Source organism: Streptosporangium sp. NPDC005286 (genome assembly GCF_040607515.1).
GTDB lineage: Bacteria > Actinomycetota > Actinomycetes > Streptosporangiales > Streptosporangiaceae > Streptosporangium.
On record NZ_JBEXGU010000195.1, the window covers coordinates 1 to 16,847 of the forward strand.

The 16,847-nt window shown below is 68.0% G+C and carries 16 protein-coding genes and 1 pseudogene; 10 read left to right on the forward strand and 7 right to left on the reverse strand.

Annotation, left to right across the window (positions count from 1 at the left end; genetic code table 11):
• Positions 1–526 precede the first annotated feature (526 nt).
• Positions 527–1,123: a hypothetical protein gene (locus ABZU75_RS40080; RefSeq protein ID WP_355566574.1), complete on the forward strand. Its 597-nt coding sequence runs from the start codon at positions 527–529 to the stop codon at positions 1,121–1,123.
• Between the two features lie 124 nt (positions 1,124–1,247).
• Here ABZU75_RS40080 and ABZU75_RS40085 read toward each other — a convergent pair whose 3' ends face one another.
• The 3 genes from ABZU75_RS40085 to ABZU75_RS40095 form a co-directional block, all read right to left on the reverse strand.
• Positions 1,248–2,114, reverse strand: coding sequence for a transposase (locus tag ABZU75_RS40085; protein ID WP_355566577.1), 867 nt, complete (start codon positions 2,112–2,114; stop codon positions 1,248–1,250).
• A 50-nt stretch (positions 2,115–2,164) separates the two neighbouring features.
• Entirely contained in the window at positions 2,165–2,308 is a 144-nt protein-coding gene (locus ABZU75_RS40090) for a hypothetical protein (protein WP_355566580.1), read from the reverse strand.
• Between the two features lie 155 nt (positions 2,309–2,463).
• Entirely contained in the window at positions 2,464–2,898 is a 435-nt protein-coding gene (locus ABZU75_RS40095) for a MarR family transcriptional regulator (RefSeq protein ID WP_355566583.1), read from the reverse strand.
• Positions 2,899–2,998: 100 nt separating this feature from the next.
• On the opposite strand from ABZU75_RS40095, the gene ABZU75_RS40100 reads away from it, so the two are divergent.
• A complete protein-coding gene (locus tag ABZU75_RS40100) occupies positions 2,999–4,444 on the forward strand; it encodes an MFS transporter (protein ID WP_355566586.1) in 1,446 nt (481 codons plus the stop codon).
• A gap of 265 nt (positions 4,445–4,709) precedes the next feature.
• Here the strand turns inward: ABZU75_RS40100 and ABZU75_RS40105 are convergent, their stop codons facing one another.
• Positions 4,710–5,093: an integrase core domain-containing protein gene (locus ABZU75_RS40105; protein WP_355566589.1), complete on the reverse strand. Its 384-nt coding sequence runs from the start codon at positions 5,091–5,093 to the stop codon at positions 4,710–4,712.
• Between the two features lie 1,470 nt (positions 5,094–6,563).
• Here ABZU75_RS40105 and ABZU75_RS40110 point away from each other — a divergent pair.
• A complete protein-coding gene (locus ABZU75_RS40110; protein ID WP_355566591.1) occupies positions 6,564–6,974 on the forward strand; it encodes a VOC family protein in 411 nt (136 codons plus the stop codon).
• Positions 6,975–7,824: 850 nt separating this feature from the next.
• Here the strand turns inward: ABZU75_RS40110 and ABZU75_RS40115 are convergent.
• Positions 7,825–7,995 carry a hypothetical protein gene (locus tag ABZU75_RS40115; protein WP_355566594.1) on the reverse strand — a complete coding sequence of 57 codons (171 nt, stop codon included), beginning with the start codon at positions 7,993–7,995 and terminating at the stop codon, positions 7,825–7,827.
• Position 7,996: 1 nt separating this feature from the next.
• On the reverse strand, positions 7,997–8,635 hold the full coding sequence (locus tag ABZU75_RS40120; RefSeq protein WP_355566597.1) for a TetR/AcrR family transcriptional regulator: 639 nt from the start codon (positions 8,633–8,635) through the stop codon (positions 7,997–7,999).
• Between the two features lie 117 nt (positions 8,636–8,752).
• Between ABZU75_RS40120 and ABZU75_RS40125 the strand changes: the two genes are divergently transcribed.
• The 5 genes from ABZU75_RS40125 to ABZU75_RS40145 all read left to right on the forward strand — a co-directional run bounded on the left by ABZU75_RS40125 (position 8,753) and on the right by ABZU75_RS40145 (position 14,225).
• Positions 8,753–10,048, forward strand: a complete 1,296-nt coding sequence (locus ABZU75_RS40125; protein ID WP_355566600.1) for an MFS transporter — start codon at positions 8,753–8,755, stop codon at positions 10,046–10,048.
• Positions 10,045–10,917: a DUF3089 domain-containing protein gene (locus ABZU75_RS40130; protein WP_355566603.1), complete on the forward strand. Its 873-nt coding sequence runs from the start codon at positions 10,045–10,047 to the stop codon at positions 10,915–10,917. Before ABZU75_RS40125 ends, ABZU75_RS40130 begins: the two co-directional genes overlap by 4 nt.
• Positions 10,918–10,933: 16 nt before the next feature.
• Positions 10,934–12,361, forward strand: coding sequence for an amidase (locus tag ABZU75_RS40135; protein WP_355566606.1), 1,428 nt, complete (start codon positions 10,934–10,936; stop codon positions 12,359–12,361).
• A gap of 96 nt (positions 12,362–12,457) precedes the next feature.
• Positions 12,458–13,357 carry a proline iminopeptidase-family hydrolase gene (locus ABZU75_RS40140; protein ID WP_355566609.1) on the forward strand — a complete coding sequence of 300 codons (900 nt, stop codon included), beginning with the start codon at positions 12,458–12,460 and terminating at the stop codon, positions 13,355–13,357.
• 301 nt (positions 13,358–13,658) lie between these two features.
• Positions 13,659–14,225: a DUF6461 domain-containing protein gene (locus tag ABZU75_RS40145; RefSeq protein WP_355566612.1), complete on the forward strand. Its 567-nt coding sequence runs from the start codon at positions 13,659–13,661 to the stop codon at positions 14,223–14,225.
• A 393-nt stretch (positions 14,226–14,618) separates the two neighbouring features.
• Here ABZU75_RS40145 and ABZU75_RS40150 read toward each other — a convergent pair whose 3' ends face one another.
• Entirely contained in the window at positions 14,619–14,996 is a 378-nt protein-coding gene (locus ABZU75_RS40150; RefSeq protein WP_355566615.1) for an IclR family transcriptional regulator C-terminal domain-containing protein, read from the reverse strand.
• Between ABZU75_RS40150 and ABZU75_RS40155 the strand changes: the two are divergent.
• Both ABZU75_RS40155 and rfbD read left to right on the forward strand, forming a co-directional pair.
• Positions 14,997–15,221 (forward strand): annotated as a pseudogene (locus ABZU75_RS40155) (LuxR C-terminal-related transcriptional regulator); the annotation flags it as partial. It lies immediately after the preceding gene.
• A 647-nt stretch (positions 15,222–15,868) separates the two neighbouring features.
• Positions 15,869–16,729 carry a dTDP-4-dehydrorhamnose reductase gene (gene rfbD / locus ABZU75_RS40160; RefSeq protein WP_355566618.1) on the forward strand — a complete coding sequence of 287 codons (861 nt, stop codon included), beginning with the start codon at positions 15,869–15,871 and terminating at the stop codon, positions 16,727–16,729.
• Positions 16,730–16,847 lie beyond the last annotated feature (118 nt).

Sequence of the window (16,847 nt, forward strand, 5' to 3'; positions counted from 1 at the left end):
GGCGCGGCATCGCCGCGCCGGGCCACGTCGAGGCTCATTGTGCATAGGCCGCAGTTCGGGCGACCGCGCCTCCGCATCGCCGTTCTGGTAATGACATGGGAGATCGTCTCCATCCAGCAAGCCGTGCCCGTTCGCGCTGCCGTGTTTGGCCGGCGCCGCCAGAGTGATCTCCGTCGCCAGCGAGGAACGCGCACATTTCCGAGACCGGCCGTCGCCGCAGTCATCGAGGGCCGCGGCATCGGGGGTGGCTGGGCATTCGCTGCGGCATGCGATCTCAGACTGGCATCGGAGAGCGCGATCGTCGGCCCCACCCCGGCCCGCCCGCGCGCGCAGCTGGATGCCTACAGCCGACGGGCGGCGCTGTCACTGACGAGGGTGACTCGCTGAGGGTCGAGAGCGTTGCTGGACGGCTGGCGCGCCCAGCTCCCCATGGCGGAACAGCGTCGTGCAAACTACCGACCCACTTCGCGCTGCAGACCCGTCGATGGGTCTTTGCGGCACGCGAGGAGCGCCATAGACTCCTGACATGGGCAACCACGAAGTAGTGGAAGCACTGCGGAATGCAGTCCTCGACCTTGCGTCGAACAATCCCGATTCGGAACTCACCGTGGCCGCCGTCGCGGGCGCCGCGGGGATCTCACGCGACGAGTTCTACCGATACGCATCCAGCCCCATCCAGCTGCTGGCCGATGCCCTAAGCGACGAGTTGCTCTCGCAGTACGAGGAACTCGAAGATCAGTACCCCGATGAGCTCATACGAGCCATGCGGGCCCGGATCTCCTTGATCCACCTCGCGAAGTGGGCGAAGGTGTACGGGGGGCCGGTCCGGAAGCAGTTGATGCAGGCTCTTCGGCAGACACTCGAGCCGTCTCTCCGCATCATCAACGAAAAGGATATTCGGAAGCATCCGGAACTCTTGCCCGAAGGGATATCGCTCGACGACGATCTCGCGATCAAGTTCGTGTCGGCGTACAATTCCGGCGGTGGCATGGCGGGGATCGAAGTCTGGGTCGATCAGCCCGAGCCGGACGTCGAGCGCGGGCTGCAGCTGCTGTCGGCGGTCTCTCCGCTGCCACACCACCTCAAGGTCGATCCGCCACCGCAGACATCGCCCGACGACTGACTTTGCGCGTCGGCGGTACAGAGCCTGTGGGATGCTGAACGGAAAATCGGACCTCAGCTGGGCAGGCGGCAGCCTCCGTTCTGCGAGCAGAACGGATGTCGTGGATCGGGCCAGTGTCAGGTGGTCAGGTCGCGGGCGCGAGGGTGACCTGGTGGCCGAGGGCTTGGAGTTGGCGGACCAGGTCGCGGGTCTTGCGGGCGGGGTTGATGTGGCGCTGGTGCCAGTCGGCGCCGAGTTCGTGATAGCGGGCGTCGGGATCGTCGATCAGATGCCAGGCGATGACCAGGATGGAGCGGGCGACAGCAACGATGGCTTTGGCGTGACCTCGGCGTTTGACGATGCGCCGGTAGCGGGCGCCCAGGAAGGTGTTGGTGCGGGCGGCGGCGGTGGCGGCTTCGCCGAGGGCTCCTTTGAGCCAGGGATTGCCCTGCCCGGCCGGCCCGGTAGTGTTCTTGGCTCCGGACTGGATGGTCCTGGGGCAGAGCTTGGCCCAGGAGACCAGGTGGTCAGGGGTGGGGAAGCGGCTCATGTCGGCTCCGATCTCCGCGAGGATGATCTGGGCGGTGGCCGGGCCGATGCCGGGCACAGCGTCAAGGCGTTCGACCAGACCGAGTGCCGCTGATCTGGTGCTGGTGCCGGGCGGAGTGGTCTCGGGGCTGTCGGTGCACGAGCTGTCGATGGGCGGGACGTGGATGTGTTCCAGCGCCTGGGCGATCAGGCGGTCAAGCTCACCGATCTGCCTGGTGAGGTGGTCGACAGTGTCCAGCAGCACCCGCAGCAGTCGTCCGTGATGGTCCTCGAACTGCCCGGTGAGAGCCTCGGTCAGGGCAGATTTCTTGTTGACCAAGCTGCCTTTGGCCAGGTCGGCCAGCGTTCGGGGGTCGCGCTGGCCGGCGACCAAAGCATCCAGCATCGCCCGTCCCGACGCCCCGAAAAGGTCAGAGACGACGGTGGACAGTTTGATGTGCGTGTCCTCCAAGGCTTTGTCCACCCGGTGTTTGTGGCGGGTTCGTTCCTGGATGAAGACCGTCCGGGTGCGGGTCACAGCTGGGACTGGAAGCCGAGGCCCCGGTTGGCGGTCATCCCGTACGCGACCGTGGTCGCCGCAGCGTTCGCGGGGCCGGGCACGGTGAGCAGCACGCCCGCGCCCAGGGTCATCGCGACCAGCATCCGTCTGATCTTCATCGCGGGTCTCCCCGGGAAGCGGCGCACATCGGCGCAGGCTGACGGGTTGTGGGGCCTTCCGCAGGAAGCATCGCACCGACGCTCAGCCCAGGACAGCCTGCCTTCGTTCCCGATGGACCTGACCTGGCCGAGCCCGGTTGTCTCCGGTGAAATGTTCAGGTTTGGGGGGCGCGCTCGATGCTGGCGTTGAAATGGGCCAGACCTTCGGCGAAGGAGGCCAGTTCCTCCGGGGTCCAGCCGCTCAGCACCCGGTCGAAGCTGATCAGCCGGCACCGGAGCTCCTCCTCCACCCGGAGCAGCCCCTGCTCGGTGATGCGGAGCTTGCGGGCCATGCCGCCCTCCGGGTCGGGGATGCGCTCGGCCAGGCCGCCGCGGAGCAGGGCGGTGGTCTGCCGGTTGATGGTGGAGGTGTCGAGACTGAACGCCTGCGCGAGCTGGCCGATCGACATCGGCCCCTCGGTTTCGAGCCGCCGCAGCAGGATGTAGCTGCTCTTCTCCAGTCGCCGGGTCTCGGGGTTGGGCACCGCGAGGACCTTGTACCGGCCGATCAGCATGAACTCACGTTCGATGTCGGCGATCTCCTTGCGCACGGGAACCTCCAATCCGGGGGGGTCAGAATATCCCAATATATGGCGATATGTAGGATGCACATCCTATGCATAGTGCACATTGCCCACCAGTGGAGAACTCATGAGCCCGGCACCCGCCGCGCCCCGCAACGGAGCCGTCATCGGCGTCCTGGCGGCGGCGGGCATCACGGTCTCTCTGATGCAGACCCTGATGCTGCCTCTGATCGCCAGCCTGCCCACCCTCCTGCACACCACCGCCGCCAACGCCTCCTGGGTGATCACCGCCACCCTGCTGGCGGGCACGGTCGCCACCCCGGTCGCCGGTCGCCTCGGTGACCTCTACGGCAAACGCCGTGTCATCCTCGTCAGCGCGCTCCTGCTCGTCATCGGGTCCCTGGTCTGCGCTCCGGCCGACTCGCTGGTGCCCATGCTCGTCGGCCGTACGCTCCAGGGCTTCGGCCTGGGCATCATCTCGCTGGGGATCGCCTTAATGCGCGACATCCTGCCCGCGCACCGGCTCGGCTCGGCCGTCGCCCTGATGAGCTCCTCCCTCGGCGTCGGCGGCGCGCTTGGCATGCCCGCCGCCGCGCTCATCGCCCAGAAGGTGAGCTGGCACGCGCTCTTCTGGGGCTCGGCCGGGCTCAGCCTGCTACTGACCGTGCTGATCCTGGTGATCGTGCCGGAATCCCCGGTCACCTCGTCGGGCCGCTTCGACTTCGTCGGCGCGGCCGGCCTGACCGCCGGCCTGCTGCTGCTTCTGCTGCCCATCTCCAAGGGCGCCGACTGGGGGTGGACGAGCGCCCTCACCCTCGGCATGTTCGCCGCCGCTCCGGTGATCCTCCTGCTCTGGGGCTGGTGGGAGCTGCGTACCTCGGCCCCGCTGATCGACCTGCGCAGCGTCCGCCGCCAGGTCCTGCTGACCAACCTGGCCTCCGCCGTCATCGGCTTCGCCATGTACGCGATGTCGCTGATCACACCCCAGCTCCTGCAACTGCCCACGGCCACCGGGTACGGCCTGGGCCAGTCGATGCTCCAGGCCGGCCTCTGGATGGCCCCGGGCGGGCTCGTCATGATGGCGACCTCCCAGCTGGCCGCCCGCCTGTCCGCGGCCAGGGGCCCCAAGATCTCGCTGCTTCTCGGGACGCTCATCCTGGCCTCCGGCTACCTGCTGTCCCTCCCGCTGATGGGCAGCACCTGGGGCATCCTGACCTTCTCCGTTGTGATCAGCTGCGGGATCGGTTTCGCGTTCGCGGCCATGCCCACGCTCATCATGAACGCGGTCCCGATTACCGAGACGGCGGCGGCCAACGGCTTCAACAGCCTCATGCGCGCGATCGGCGTCTCCAGCGCCAGCGCCGTGCTCGGCGCCGTGCTGGGCACCATGACGATGAAGCTGGGTCCGGCGACCCTCCCGTCCGAGCGCGGGTTCCACGTCGCCCTGCTCATCGGCGCGGCCACCGCCCTGCTGGCGGCCCTCGTCGTACTCACCATTCCCGGCCGCGCCGGGGCCCGCCGTCTGGCCGACCCGCCCACCGACCTGGCCGGCGCCCAGGCCCGAACTGGCTGATCTCACCCGCCGGTCACACGGTTCGTCCCTACCATGCGGATGGCAGGGGCGGACGGAAGCCAGCGGGTGACAGGGTGGAACAATTCTTCGGCAACCTCACCGGGTCGCTGATCGATCTGCTGGTGAGGATGTTCGCCACGTTCTTCCTCGCCGCGGGGATGGCTGCCGTCATCCGCGGCGAGTTCGACTTCGTCGCGCTGCTCTTCCTCTGCGGCGGTCTGGCGCTCATGGCGTTTGCGCCTGCCGATAATTCCATCCGTGCAGTTCAGGCGGCATGTGAGTACTCGTGGAGGACTCCGCCGAGCCGGTCTCGTCGGCGTATGGTCAAGCTCGCGATTCGCTCTGGATCAGTGATCGGCTCCGGGACGGGACGCAGCGGGGCGGCCTGGGCCAGTGCTTGATGGGCTCGGTGCCGGTTGTAAAACTCTTCGTACTCGCGCAGGGCGTGCCGGAGATGGCGTTCGTTCCAGAGCAAACAGCGGTCGAGAAGCTCGCGGCGGCACGACTGCACCCACCGCTCCATGACCGCGTTCATCCGCGGCATCCGGATGCCGGCCTCGGCCAGGATCTCATCCATGCGCGCCGGGAACTTCCCATCCCTGTCACGGATCAAAAAGCAGGCCCGGCAACCGGCGTCTTCCAGATCCATCACCAGATTCCTGACGGCCTGGGCGACCCAGTTCCCGGTCGGGTGTGCGGTGGTGCCGAGTACGCGCACGCGTCTGGTGGCGTGGTCGATGACGGCCAGGATGTACTGACGCTGCCCATCAAGGGTGACGGTCTCGATGAAGTCGCAGGCCAGCAGTGCTTCGGCTTGGGAGCGCAGGAAGTCGGCCCAGGTGGTGGACGCCCGTTTGGGTGCCGGATCGATGCCTTCCTACTTGAGGATCTCCCAGACCGTAGACGGCGCCACTTTGATGCCGAGCGTGGTGGACCCTCCGGTACCCCCAGGACGGATTCTCCCGGTTTAAGCGCAGGACGAGGGCGCGGATGGAACGGACGGTTGGCGGGCGCCCGCGCCGTTTCGGCACGCAGGCACGAGCATGACGCCGCTTCATCAGATCGCGGTGCCACCACACGACGGTATCCGGCCGGATGAGAAGCCTCAGCCGGCGCAGGACGTCTCGGGGTAGCGGTGCCAGGAGGGCCGCGAGGAAGGCTCGATCCTCGGGCGCGAACCGCGCCCTGGCGCCGACGCCGAGTTGCCGTTCGAGGATGGTGATCTGGTGACGCAGGGCGAGAATCTCGACGTCCTTGTCCCGATCACCCATCGGGAGCAACCGCAGCGCGGCGAAGGTGTTCGTGACGGCGAGATAGGCCAGGCGAAGGAGCACGACCGGTCATCCTCGGCGACGCCGTACCGCTCGATGTGCTCACGCAGGATGGCCACCAGCTCCGGAGGGATCGGCACCGTCCGCGTGGCTTTCTCGTCACGGTGCTTGAGCCCTCGTTCGTCGTTGGACTCCCCCGAGTCGGTGTAACGCTTGTTGCTCTCCGGCCGGGTCTTCTCCAGGGTGAGCGTGCCCCATCCGGTCTCCGGAAACTCACAGTTCGCCTTGCGCAGACCGGCCGCCTCAGCCGGGCGAAGTACATGCAGGCGAACATGGCCGCCATCATCTGGCCACGGGTACGGCCCGCGTAGGTCACCGCGATCAACAGCTGACGAGCCTGCTCGGGATTGACCACCGACCGGCGATCGATCTCGCCGCCGGTTTTGACCTTGCGGAACTTGACCTTGTGGATCGGATTTGCCGAAAGCTCCCCCAGCTCCACGGCGTACTCCAGGACGTGATGGAAGACCGCCCGCTTGCGCCGGTAGGTCGAGGCAGCCGCGGCCTTGCCGTCAAGGCGACGGCGCTCCGCGCCGCCGCACGGCCCTCCGCCCGCCCGCTGTCCGGGCGTGCGGCGTGAGCGCCGGTCCCGGCCGGCGGCGGGAACGCGGGCCGCCCGCCACACGCAGCACTCGCCGTACCAAGCCTCACCCACCGACCAAGGACGCGCCGTCGCCGGCCTCGCCACTGCGTCCACACAGAGGACAGCTCGCAAGGCTCCTGTAGCCGCCCGGTCCCCGCCATCGTGGCTAAGGCCTGTATCAAAGATCTTGTGACAAGATCGCGGGATGCTGCGACTCACCGATTTCATCATCGACTGCCCGGACACGATGAAGCTGGCGGCCTTCTACTCTGAGGTGACGGGCCGCCCGATCAAGGAAGGCAGCCACGAGAACTGGGGCGGCATCAAGTTCGGCGAGGTCGAGCTGGCCTTCATGCGGGTGGACGACTACCGCGCTCCGCAGTGGCCCGACAGCGAGCACCCCAAGCAGTTCCACCTCGACTTCGAAGTGGACGAGATCGAGTCCGAGCAGCGCCGCGTCCTCGACCTCGGCGCGACGCTGCAGCAGGACTGCATCGGCCCCGACGGCTACGGCTGGCGGGTCTATACCGACCCGATCGGCCACCCTTTCTGCCTGTGCCGCAACAAGGGCGTCATCTGGACCGACCAGGGCCTGATCTGGCCCAAGCGCGACTAGGCCTGTATCAAAGCCATATGCCCTACTGCGTGACGACTTTGAGACAGGCCCTAGCTATGGGTCAGCCACCACACCCATACAGGTCGCGATCGCGCTGTGGCTGATCACCGAACCGGTTGACGGCGATCGAAGGTCCGGGCTTCCTTCGTCAGCCCGGCCCACCGTCTCGGAGGGCGCGGAGGGTGCACAGGCCGAGGGGCGGGGGCCACTGGGCACGAGACCGAGAGGCCGAATCTCAGGTGCATCCGTACTGGTTGACCCCATGATCGTCGTGCCAGATTCGTGCCAGATACAGCGGGCGATCATGGTGAATCACGGGGAACAGCGGGGAGTCACACCGCCCCTAGCAGGACCTACGATTCCGCAGGTCAGCGCACGAAGATCAGCGGCCGCTTCCCAAACTGATGGCTTCAACTCACCAGACGTGGCAGCTTCGGGTAGTGCAGGACCTCCACGTACATGATCCGTCCCTCAACGACGTCAAGGATCAGATCACCTCTCGGCGGAAGCAGTGGCACGCATCTGTGCCCGGGACCGTACGCTCCGTCCGGCCGCTCGGCCGTATAGAAGCTCTGACAGAAGTCATCACCGCATCCGCGCTCCCCGTAGAACCGAATGTCCCAGGTGGAGACGGCAAGATCTTCCTCCCCCAGGCAAGGGGGAGACAGCATCCGAAACGCCAGGTCAGAGCGTCGCGAATGCCAATAAGAGCCGTCCACTTTTAATCCGTAGGTTCTGGGTTCGAGTCCCAGGCGCCCTACCCCAATGAGCTGGGCAGGCTTCCCTCTTTCATGATCGGGAAGCCTGCCCGGTTGCATTTCCAGTTGCGGTTACGACCGGTCCGTTGCCGTCAGCCGTCCCACAGCGCCCGCCCCATCCGGCCCGCCGCCTCGATCGCCGATGTCTCCGCGGTGTGGGTGTACCGCTTGATCGTGATCAGCCGGGAGTGGCCGAGGACCTGTGGGGTGTGAAAACCCGGATGTGGCCTCTGGTCTACGGTCAGGTGATCATCCGCAGTCACATCACGACAAGGGCGCGAGTGCCAAATCCCGCTCGAGCGTCGCGACATAGGCCTCGACGCATGCCACGAAGTCGACGGCCTCCGGGTCGAGCAGCCACTGGTTGGCCATGCCGTCGAGGGTGCCGAGGATCTCGACGGCCTTGAGCGCCGGATCGACGTCCGCGCGAAGCTCACCGCGAAGCTGACCGGCCTCGATGAGCTCGACGACGCTCACCCGGAGGGCCCGGTAGTGCTCCACGAAGAAGTCGTGGGCCGGGCCGTCGTCCTCGAAGTTCTCGGCCAGCAGTACGGCGAAGAGCTTGATCAGGTCGGGTTCGCGGGCGCTGCGGTGCGCGAGGGCGACGATCTCGCGGATGCCCGCGAGTCCGCCCTGCTCGGCGACATCACGAGCGAAGGCTTGACTGAGCTTCGCGCGCTGCTCGATCACGGCGTGCAGGAGGCCTACTTTCGTGCCGAAATGGTACAGCACCCCTGGCTCGGTGATCCCTACCTGCGAGGCGACCTCGGTCATCCCGGTTCCGCGATAGCCACTGCTCGCGAACAGGGTGAGCGCCACGTCCACGATCTGCTCGCGTCGCCGCACGCCGCGAGGCGACGGCGAGACCTGTCGATCGCTCTCGGGTGCCGGTTTCGGGGCCACGGGGCGATCATACGCCAAAGTTAGTGGTCTGTCAGTTTCGGTCTAGTCAAACTTACTGAGCTGTTAGTAAGGTTCGTCCTCATCGACCAGGGCACCACCGCAGAAGGCGGTTCAGAGATGGCAACGAACGCTGACGACCAGATCACGACGGCGGCGGATCCCACCCCGCCCTCCAGTCCCCCGGCAGCGAGCACCGGCTTCATCGCAGCCTTCGTGGCCGCCGTGCTCGGCGTCGCCGTCGCGACCCTCACTCCCCTCTCCGTGACCCTCGCGATCCGCATCAAGCAGATCGACCCGGACAATGCGGCGGGCAGTCTCTCCCTCGTGCTCGGCGTCGCGGCGGTCGTCGCCCTGCTGTCGGGCCCGTTCTTCGGTCAGCTCAGCGACCGGACCACCTCCCGCTGGGGCATGCGCCGCCCCTGGCTGCTGGGCGGACTGGTCGTCGGTCTGGCTGGGCTCTGCCTCCTCGCGACCGCGGCGACGATCCCGGTGATGCTGGTCGGCTGGTGCATCACCCAGGCCGGGTTCAGCGCCCTCAACGCAGCCCTCGCCGCCCTGCTGATCGACCACGTCCCCGATCTCCAGCGCGGCAAGGTCTCCGGGCTCGTCGGCATGTGCCAGGCGGTCGGCGTGGTCGCCGGTGTCTTCCTCGTGCAGTCCGTCGGCAGCTCGGTCGCGCTCATGTTCCTCTTCCCCGGCGCGCTGGCAGCAGCAACCGTGATCGTCCTGGCCGTGGTGCTGCGCGATCGTCGCCTCGACTCCGCGGACCGCCGGCGCTACGACCTGCGCGCCTTCGCCCGCAGCTTCTGGGTCGACCCAATCCGTCACCGCAACTTCGCCTGGGCCTGGCTCGGCCGGTTCCTCATGATGACCGGCTTCGCGATCCTGCAGACCTATCAGGTGTACTACCTCTCCGATCAGCTCGGCGTCGAGACAGCGCAGATCCCCTCGCTCATCCTGCAGTCGACGCTCGTGCTCACCGCGACCGTGGTCGTCAGCTCGATCGGCTGCGGATGGCTGTCCGACCGGCTCCGCCGCCGGAAGGTGTTCGTGCTCGGCTCGGCCGCCGTGTACGGCGTGGCCATGATCGTCATCGCCACGGCCGGCAGTTGGGGCACGTTCCTCATCGGCATGGTCATCGGCGGACTCGCGCTCGGCGCGTATCTAGCGGTCGACCTCGCGCTCGTGGCCCAGGTCCTCCCGAACGGAGGAGCGACCGCCGCGAAGGACCTCGGCGTCTTCAACATCGCCAACGCGGTCCCGCAGATGGTGGCACCGGCGATCGCCCCGATCTTCCTGGCCATCGGGACCGGCACGGGCTCCGGAGGCAACTACACGTCACTCTTCATCGGTGCGGCCGCCTTCAGCATGCTCGGGGCGCTCGCGATCCAGCCGATCCGAGGCGTCCGGTGAGCGCGGTCGCACGCACGCCCGGATCACGGACGGGGCTCCGAGGGCGAGTCGCCTCGGCGCTGTCTCTGCTCACCCTCCTCGGCGCCGGCATCGTCCCGGCACCCGCAGCGGCCTCGGCGAACTCGTCCGCATCGAGCTCCGCCGCGCTGCCGCTGGCGAGCACCGTCTGGTTGTGCCGACCCGGGGTCGCTGCGAACCCCTGCAACCAGGACCTCTCCGGCAACCCGCAGCGCGGCACCGCCGGGACGCCGTTCACACAGCGATACCTCGGCAGCGGCCACGACGTGACGCTCGACGCGACGACGATCACCACCGCAGGAGCCGTCTCCGTCGAGCCCTTCACCGCCCCCGCCGTACCTGCGATGGACTGCTTCTCTGTCTACCCGACGGTGGACCTGACGCCGAACCCTCTCCTGCAGCTTGGATCACTTCCGCCGGTCGCGAACGACACGCACCTCGCGGTCACACTCACACAGGTGGCTCGCTTCTCCAGGCTGTGCCGCATGTTCGTGCCCGTCTATCGGCAAGCGCCCCTACTGAACCTGGCCGTCGGCGTGTTGACCGGCACTTCCACCGATTACTCCACCGGGGCGATGGACATCGCGAACGCCTGGACCGATTACTGGGACCATTTCAACACCGACCCCGTCACGCACGAGCGTCGAGGCGTGATCCTACTTGGGCACTCCCAGGGCTCCGCCGACCTGATCACCCTGCTGCAGCAGCGCTTCGCAGGAGGCGCCGCCCTCTTCCCCTCTGGCAGCAGCACCTCGGAGCTCGGGCTGCACGTGGTCGACTACAACGTCGCCCTCGGCGATCTGACGCAGCTCGCCGCACAGCAGTCGCAGCGCTGGACGGCCACCCGATGACGAACGGAACTCAACGATGACCGCCCTCCACGAACTGACCGCCGTCGAGCAGTGCGCAGCCCTGGCCGATCGCACGATCAGCGCCGTCGAGCTCGCAGAGCACTACCTCGATCGCATCGATCGCCTGGCCGGCCCGCTCGGCGCCTTCGTCGTCACGACGCCGGAGCTCGCACTCCGGGAGGCCGCCGAAGCGGACCGGCTGCTCGCCGACGGACCACGACCGGATCGGCCGCTCCTCGGACTGCCGATCGCCTTCAAGGATCTGCAGCCGATCGCCGGAGTCCCCGTGACGAACGGGAGCATGGCGATCCCGACGCAGACGGCCGACATCGATGCGGCGGCCGTCGGTCTCATCCGCGCGGCGGGCTCGGTGACGCTCGGGACGACGCACGCTCCGGAGTTCGGTATCCCCTGCTACACCGAGACCGCCGTCGTCGGCCGTCCGGCGGTGACCCCGTACGACCTCGGCCGTTCCGCGAGCGGGTCGAGCGGCGGTGCGGCGAGCGCAGTCGCAGCCGGGCTCGTGCCCGTGGGACACGGCAGCGACGGTGCGGGTTCCATCCGCACCCCGGCGGCCGTCTGCGGACTCGTCGGGATCAAGCCCGGGCGAGGAGTCGTGAGCGCCGCCCCCGCCCATTCCTTCTTCGCCTTCAGTACCGATGGCCCGCTCGCGAGGACGGTCGCCGACGCCGCGCTGCTGCTCGACGTCATGGCGGTCGAGCACGCGACCGGCCTCCACGAGGTGCCGCAGCGCGCCGGGCGATCGTTCCTCGCTGCGACCGCGCAGCCACCGCGCAGGTCCTTGAGAGTCGCCGTCTGGACGGACAGCGGTCTCGACGAGCCGCACCCCGAGACCGTGCTCGCCGTCGAGCGAACCGCCGCGTTGCTCGACGAACTCGGTCACGAGCTCATCGAGGTCGCGAACCCGGCGCCATGGGACCCGTCCGGCGTGGACGCACTCTTCGACTACATCGCCGGCGTCGTGTCGAGCATGCTCACCGGGCTGCCGCCGTCGGCCACCTCGGCGCTGCAGGAGGACACCCGCTGGATGCTCGAGCGTGGCGACCGCCTGTCCGCTGCCGACTTCGTGCGGTCCATCACGGCCCTCGCGGCGCTCTCAAGCAGCCTCATCGCCGGACTGCGTCCGTTCGACCTCGCGCTCACCCCGGTGTCGAACGGACCGGCGGTGCCCCTCGGCTACTTCCACACAGGTGGCTCCGAGCCGGCCGTGCTGCGCATGCTGCGGTGGTCGGCGTACACACCGCTGCAGAACACGAGCGGGCTGTCGGCCGTCTCGCTGCCGATCCACGTCACGCCGGATGGCCTGCCGGTCGGCGTGCAGCTCACGGGTGCACGCCACGGCGACGAACGGCTGCTCCTCGGCCTGGCCGCCCGGCTCGAGGAGGCGATCGGCTGGCCTGAGCGGCACCCGCCGCAGTGGTGAGACCGATGCCGGGCCTACGTGGCCGAACTGCTAGCGGAGGACGGCAACACGCAGACGACACACATCGACCGGAGCACAGGAAGCGAAAGGATGGGCATGGTCTACGCCGAGCCTACGAAAGAGGGCTTCATCGAGGTCGGGGAGCAGCGGAGCTGGTACCGCGTCACGGGCTCCATCGGCGACCGACCGCCGCTGGTCACGCTCCATGGCGGCCCGGGCGCGACGCACGACTATCTGCTCTCGCTCACCGAGCTCGCCGGGCCGGGCCGGGCCGTCGTGCACTACGACCAGCTGGGTAACGGGCGGTCGACGCGTCTGCCCGGCGCCGAGCCTGGCTCGTGGACAGTGCAACGCTTCCTAGACGAGCTCGACGCGCTGCTCAACGGGCTCCGCATCGCGGAGGACTACGTGCTGTTCGGGCAGTCCTGGGGCGGGATGCTGGCCGCGGAGCACGCCGTACGACGGCCGGCCGGACTCCGAGGGCTGATCCTCGCTAACTCACCGGCGTCGATGCGGCTGTGGTCGGACGCCGCGGCCGAGCTCCGAGCGGCGTTGCCCGCCGATGTCCAGGCCGCACTGCTCCGGCACGAGGCCGCGGGCACAACCGATCGCGAGGAGTACGTCGAGGCGATGCGGGTGTTCTACCGGCGCCACGTGTGCCGGCTGGATCCCTGGCCGGAGGAGCTCGAAGCCACACTGGCGGCGATCGACGCCGACCCGACCGTCTATCACACCATGAACGGACCGGCTGAGTTCCACGTGATCGGCTCGCTGCGAAACTGGAGCATCGTCGATCGCCTCCCCGCCATCGCCGTTCCCACTCTCGTGATCAGCGGCCGTCACGACGAGGCGACTCCGGCGACCGTCCAGCCCTTCGCCGAACGGATCCGCGATTCGCGCTGGGTGGTGTTCGAGGAGTCCAGCCACATGCCGCACATCGAGGAGTCGGCGCGTTTCCGCTCGGTGGTCGAGGAGTTCCTCGACGGGCTGCACTGAGCAGAAGAGCACAAGTGAGCATCCTGCCGCGATCAGCCCCCTTCCAGAGCCCGAAGCGGACACAATCCGGGAGGAGCCGGGCAAGCTGAATGACCTGCGCGGATGACATTATCGGCAGGCACAAGGAGATGAAAGGGTTCAATGGTAATGAATTTGTGCGTACTCATCTCGCACGTGTTGGCTAGCAGTAATGGATGAATGTGTCCTGCAATTCTCGTAGGCGGCCGTGGCCGGAACGAGCGAAGTTGTCGGCCCCCTCTGCCATGATCACCGCGATACGGCTTCCACGGAAGGCAGATGAATGGGCGGCGCCACGGCAGCGACCTATGAATGGCTCTGTGAGAAGTTCAGTGACGACACCGACGAGACCTGGCTCTGCGCCGCCTTTGTGAGGGACCTGTCCCCTCGGGAAGCACTGCGGCGGATCCACGTCACCCCGGGCTCTCTGAGCGAGTCGGGACAGGGCGTCGCGGCCTATGCGGCCAGCGGCGGAACCGTCCTGATCGAATACGGCTGGGCGAGAACCATCTACGACAAGGCCCACCTCCTGTCTGTGGGCACGGCCGCGGCCTCAGTGTTCATGACCATCAACAACGACGGCTTCACCTACTGCGTCGACCGCCGGCAGATCACCACGTTCAGCCTGTACGCCTATTCCTTGCGCAAGGGCTCCGACCCCGACCGGCTCCATGCGGATGTCGAGGACCTCGGCGTGGACATCGACGGTGACCAGATCGACTTCTCCGACGATCCCGTCTGCAGCGCCCTGGCCCTTGCCGAACGTGCCACGGGTGTCCACCTGTCTTCTGCCCGTTTCGCCGGTCCGGCTCTGATCGGATCCACCGACCATATCTATCCCTACCGCTGACACCCTTGGCTCATGAAGATCCGGAACATGCGCGGAACGATCTCGGCCCGTCATACCCGATGCGACGCGAAACTTCAGGTCACGGCACCACACGCCGCATAGGAAGCCCTCCTCTTTTAATCCGTCAGGAGTTGGGCCCAAGCCGGCTGGCCAAAGACCGCTAACACCGTCTGGGCAGCAGTTCACCCACTGGCGCGACGGTGTGCGTCCCGCCCCCGTGCAACGCCACGAGGAGCGTGCGGATCTCGGGGTCAACGGCTGCGGCCTCGAAGGCGACCGTGGTGTAGGGGCGAATCACATCCCATCGTTCTTCCGAGGTCGACGCGAGCCACGTGCGGATCCGCTCTCGCGGCCGAGGATCTCGGCCGTCCGCCGGTTTCGTCCGGTACCCCTTCAGACGGAGCGGGCGAGATCGGCCTCGATGGCGCCTGCGGCGTGGGAAAGGGCGTCGACCAGTGACGGCAGCCGGTGCCGGTCGTAGCGTCCGCTCGGCATCGACACCGACAGGCCGGCGAGGGCGTCCCCGTCCGGGGCCCGGAGCGGCACGCCGAGCGCCACCACGCCGCGCTCCGAGCGACCCTGGTTGAGCACGAAACCGTTGCGCCGCACCCGAGCCGGCTCGGCCCGCAGCCGGTCCAGATCGGGCCGGTCCGCGGGCCGGTCGGCGTACCGCTCGGCCGGGTAGACCGTCTCGAGCTCCTCGTCGGTCAGCTCGCCCTCCAGCTGCAGCATCGCGGCGATCCGCAACGCATGATCGACACTGTTGATCATGTCAGGAAGATCGCCGCGGGTGGGCGGCATGTGGATCCGGAACTCGCAGCCGAGGCGATCGGCGCGGGTGACTCGCCCCTGACTCCGCGCGAAGCCGACGTCCTCGCGCTCGCGCTCGCGCGCGACGGTGCGCCCGTGGATGAGATCGCGCAGCGGGTGTCCCTGTCGCCGGGGACAGTGCGCAACTACCTCGCCGCGGCCATCGCATTGAGCACAAAGATGGACGAGCGAGCCGCTGACCTTCGACCACTGATCGCATCGCAGACTCCCAGCGGCCGGACCGGCGGGATGAAGGCCGCCGCGGTACCCGCGGTGTCTTCCATGAACGAAAGAACACCTCTTATGGAACTCGACATCAAGGCCCTGGACATGCTCCCCGCCGGCGCGGAAAGCAGCCTGCGTCCGTGCGGTGGCATCACTTGCCTGGATTACCTTTCCTGCGCCACCTTCACCTGCGGATCCACCGTCTTCTAACCCTTATCGCCCGGTGACCGGCCGCGGCGTCTCACCGGCCGGTGCGCGCTGAAGACCGCGCCTGCGGCGGGGGTGACCACCTTGCCGCAGGCGTCCCGCCCTCACCGGTTCGGAACCCCTATCACGAGGCCTGATCCAGTGATTCGCCGGATCAGGAACCCGTGCCGGGCGATGGTGAATAATGCTCAAAGGCCCTATGTTTGCTCGGTGGTCGCTCGCGTGTACGCGGTGCGGCGCGCCGTCATCACCCGGCATTGCGGCGGGTACGACGGCGGACGGAACGGCAGAAGACGGCACGTCGCGACAGTGAACGTCATTGATCGAATCGACATTTAGAGTGATCAGAGCCGCGATACCGGGAGACACTTGCGTGGTCGATCGCTCAGGAAGAGGGCGCCATGACTTGGCTCGTCACGGGGGCGGCAGGCATGCTCGGGCACGAGGTGGTCGCGCTGGCGCGCGGACGAGGGCACGACGTCGCCGCGCGAACCCGCCGGGACCTGGACATCTGCCACCGGGACCAGGTCGAGTCGGCCTTCCAGACGCTCGCCCCGCGGGTCGTGGTCAACTGCGCCGCCTGGACGGCGGTGGACGACGCCGAGAAACAGGAGCGAGAGGCCTACCGGGTCAACGCCGACGGCCCCCGGCTGCTCGCCGAGGCCTGCGCGCGGCACGGTGCCCGGCTGGTCCATGTCTCCACCGACTACGTCTTCTCCGGTGACGCAGGCGTCCCGTACGGCGAGGACGACCCGGCCGAGCCGCAGACCGCGTACGGGCGGACCAAGCTGGCCGGGGAGAAGGCGGTCCTCGACGCGCTGCCTTCCGCCGCCGTCGTCCGGACGGCATGGCTGTACGGCGCCCACGGACCGAACTTCGTGAGCACCATGCTCCGTCTCATGGCGGAGCGGGAGACCGTCGAGGTGGTCGACGACCAGTTCGGGCAGCCGACCTGGGCCGCGGACCTCGCGGACCGGCTGGTCACGCTCGGCGAGCTCGGCTCCGCGGCGGGGGTGTTCCACACCACCAACTCCGGGAAGGCCTCCTGGTTCGAGCTCGCCCAGGAGGTTTTCCGGCTGTCCGGCACCGATCCCGAGCGGGTGCGCCGGACGACCTCCGAGTCCTTCGTCCGCCCGGCGAAGCGACCGGCTTTCAGCATCCTGGGCCACGCGCGGTGGCGGGAGCTGGGCCTTGAGCCGCTCCGCCCCTGGCGGGACGCGCTGCGCACGGCCCACCCCGAGCTGGCGAAGCCCTTCCGCTGAGAAGGTGCGCGCCTGCCCATCGATGGTGGGCCGCGGAGACCCGGTGACGGTTCCCGGCCGGCGCGCCCGCGCCGGGGGGGGGGACCCGCCACCCCGGGCCCGCGGGGGTATGTATATG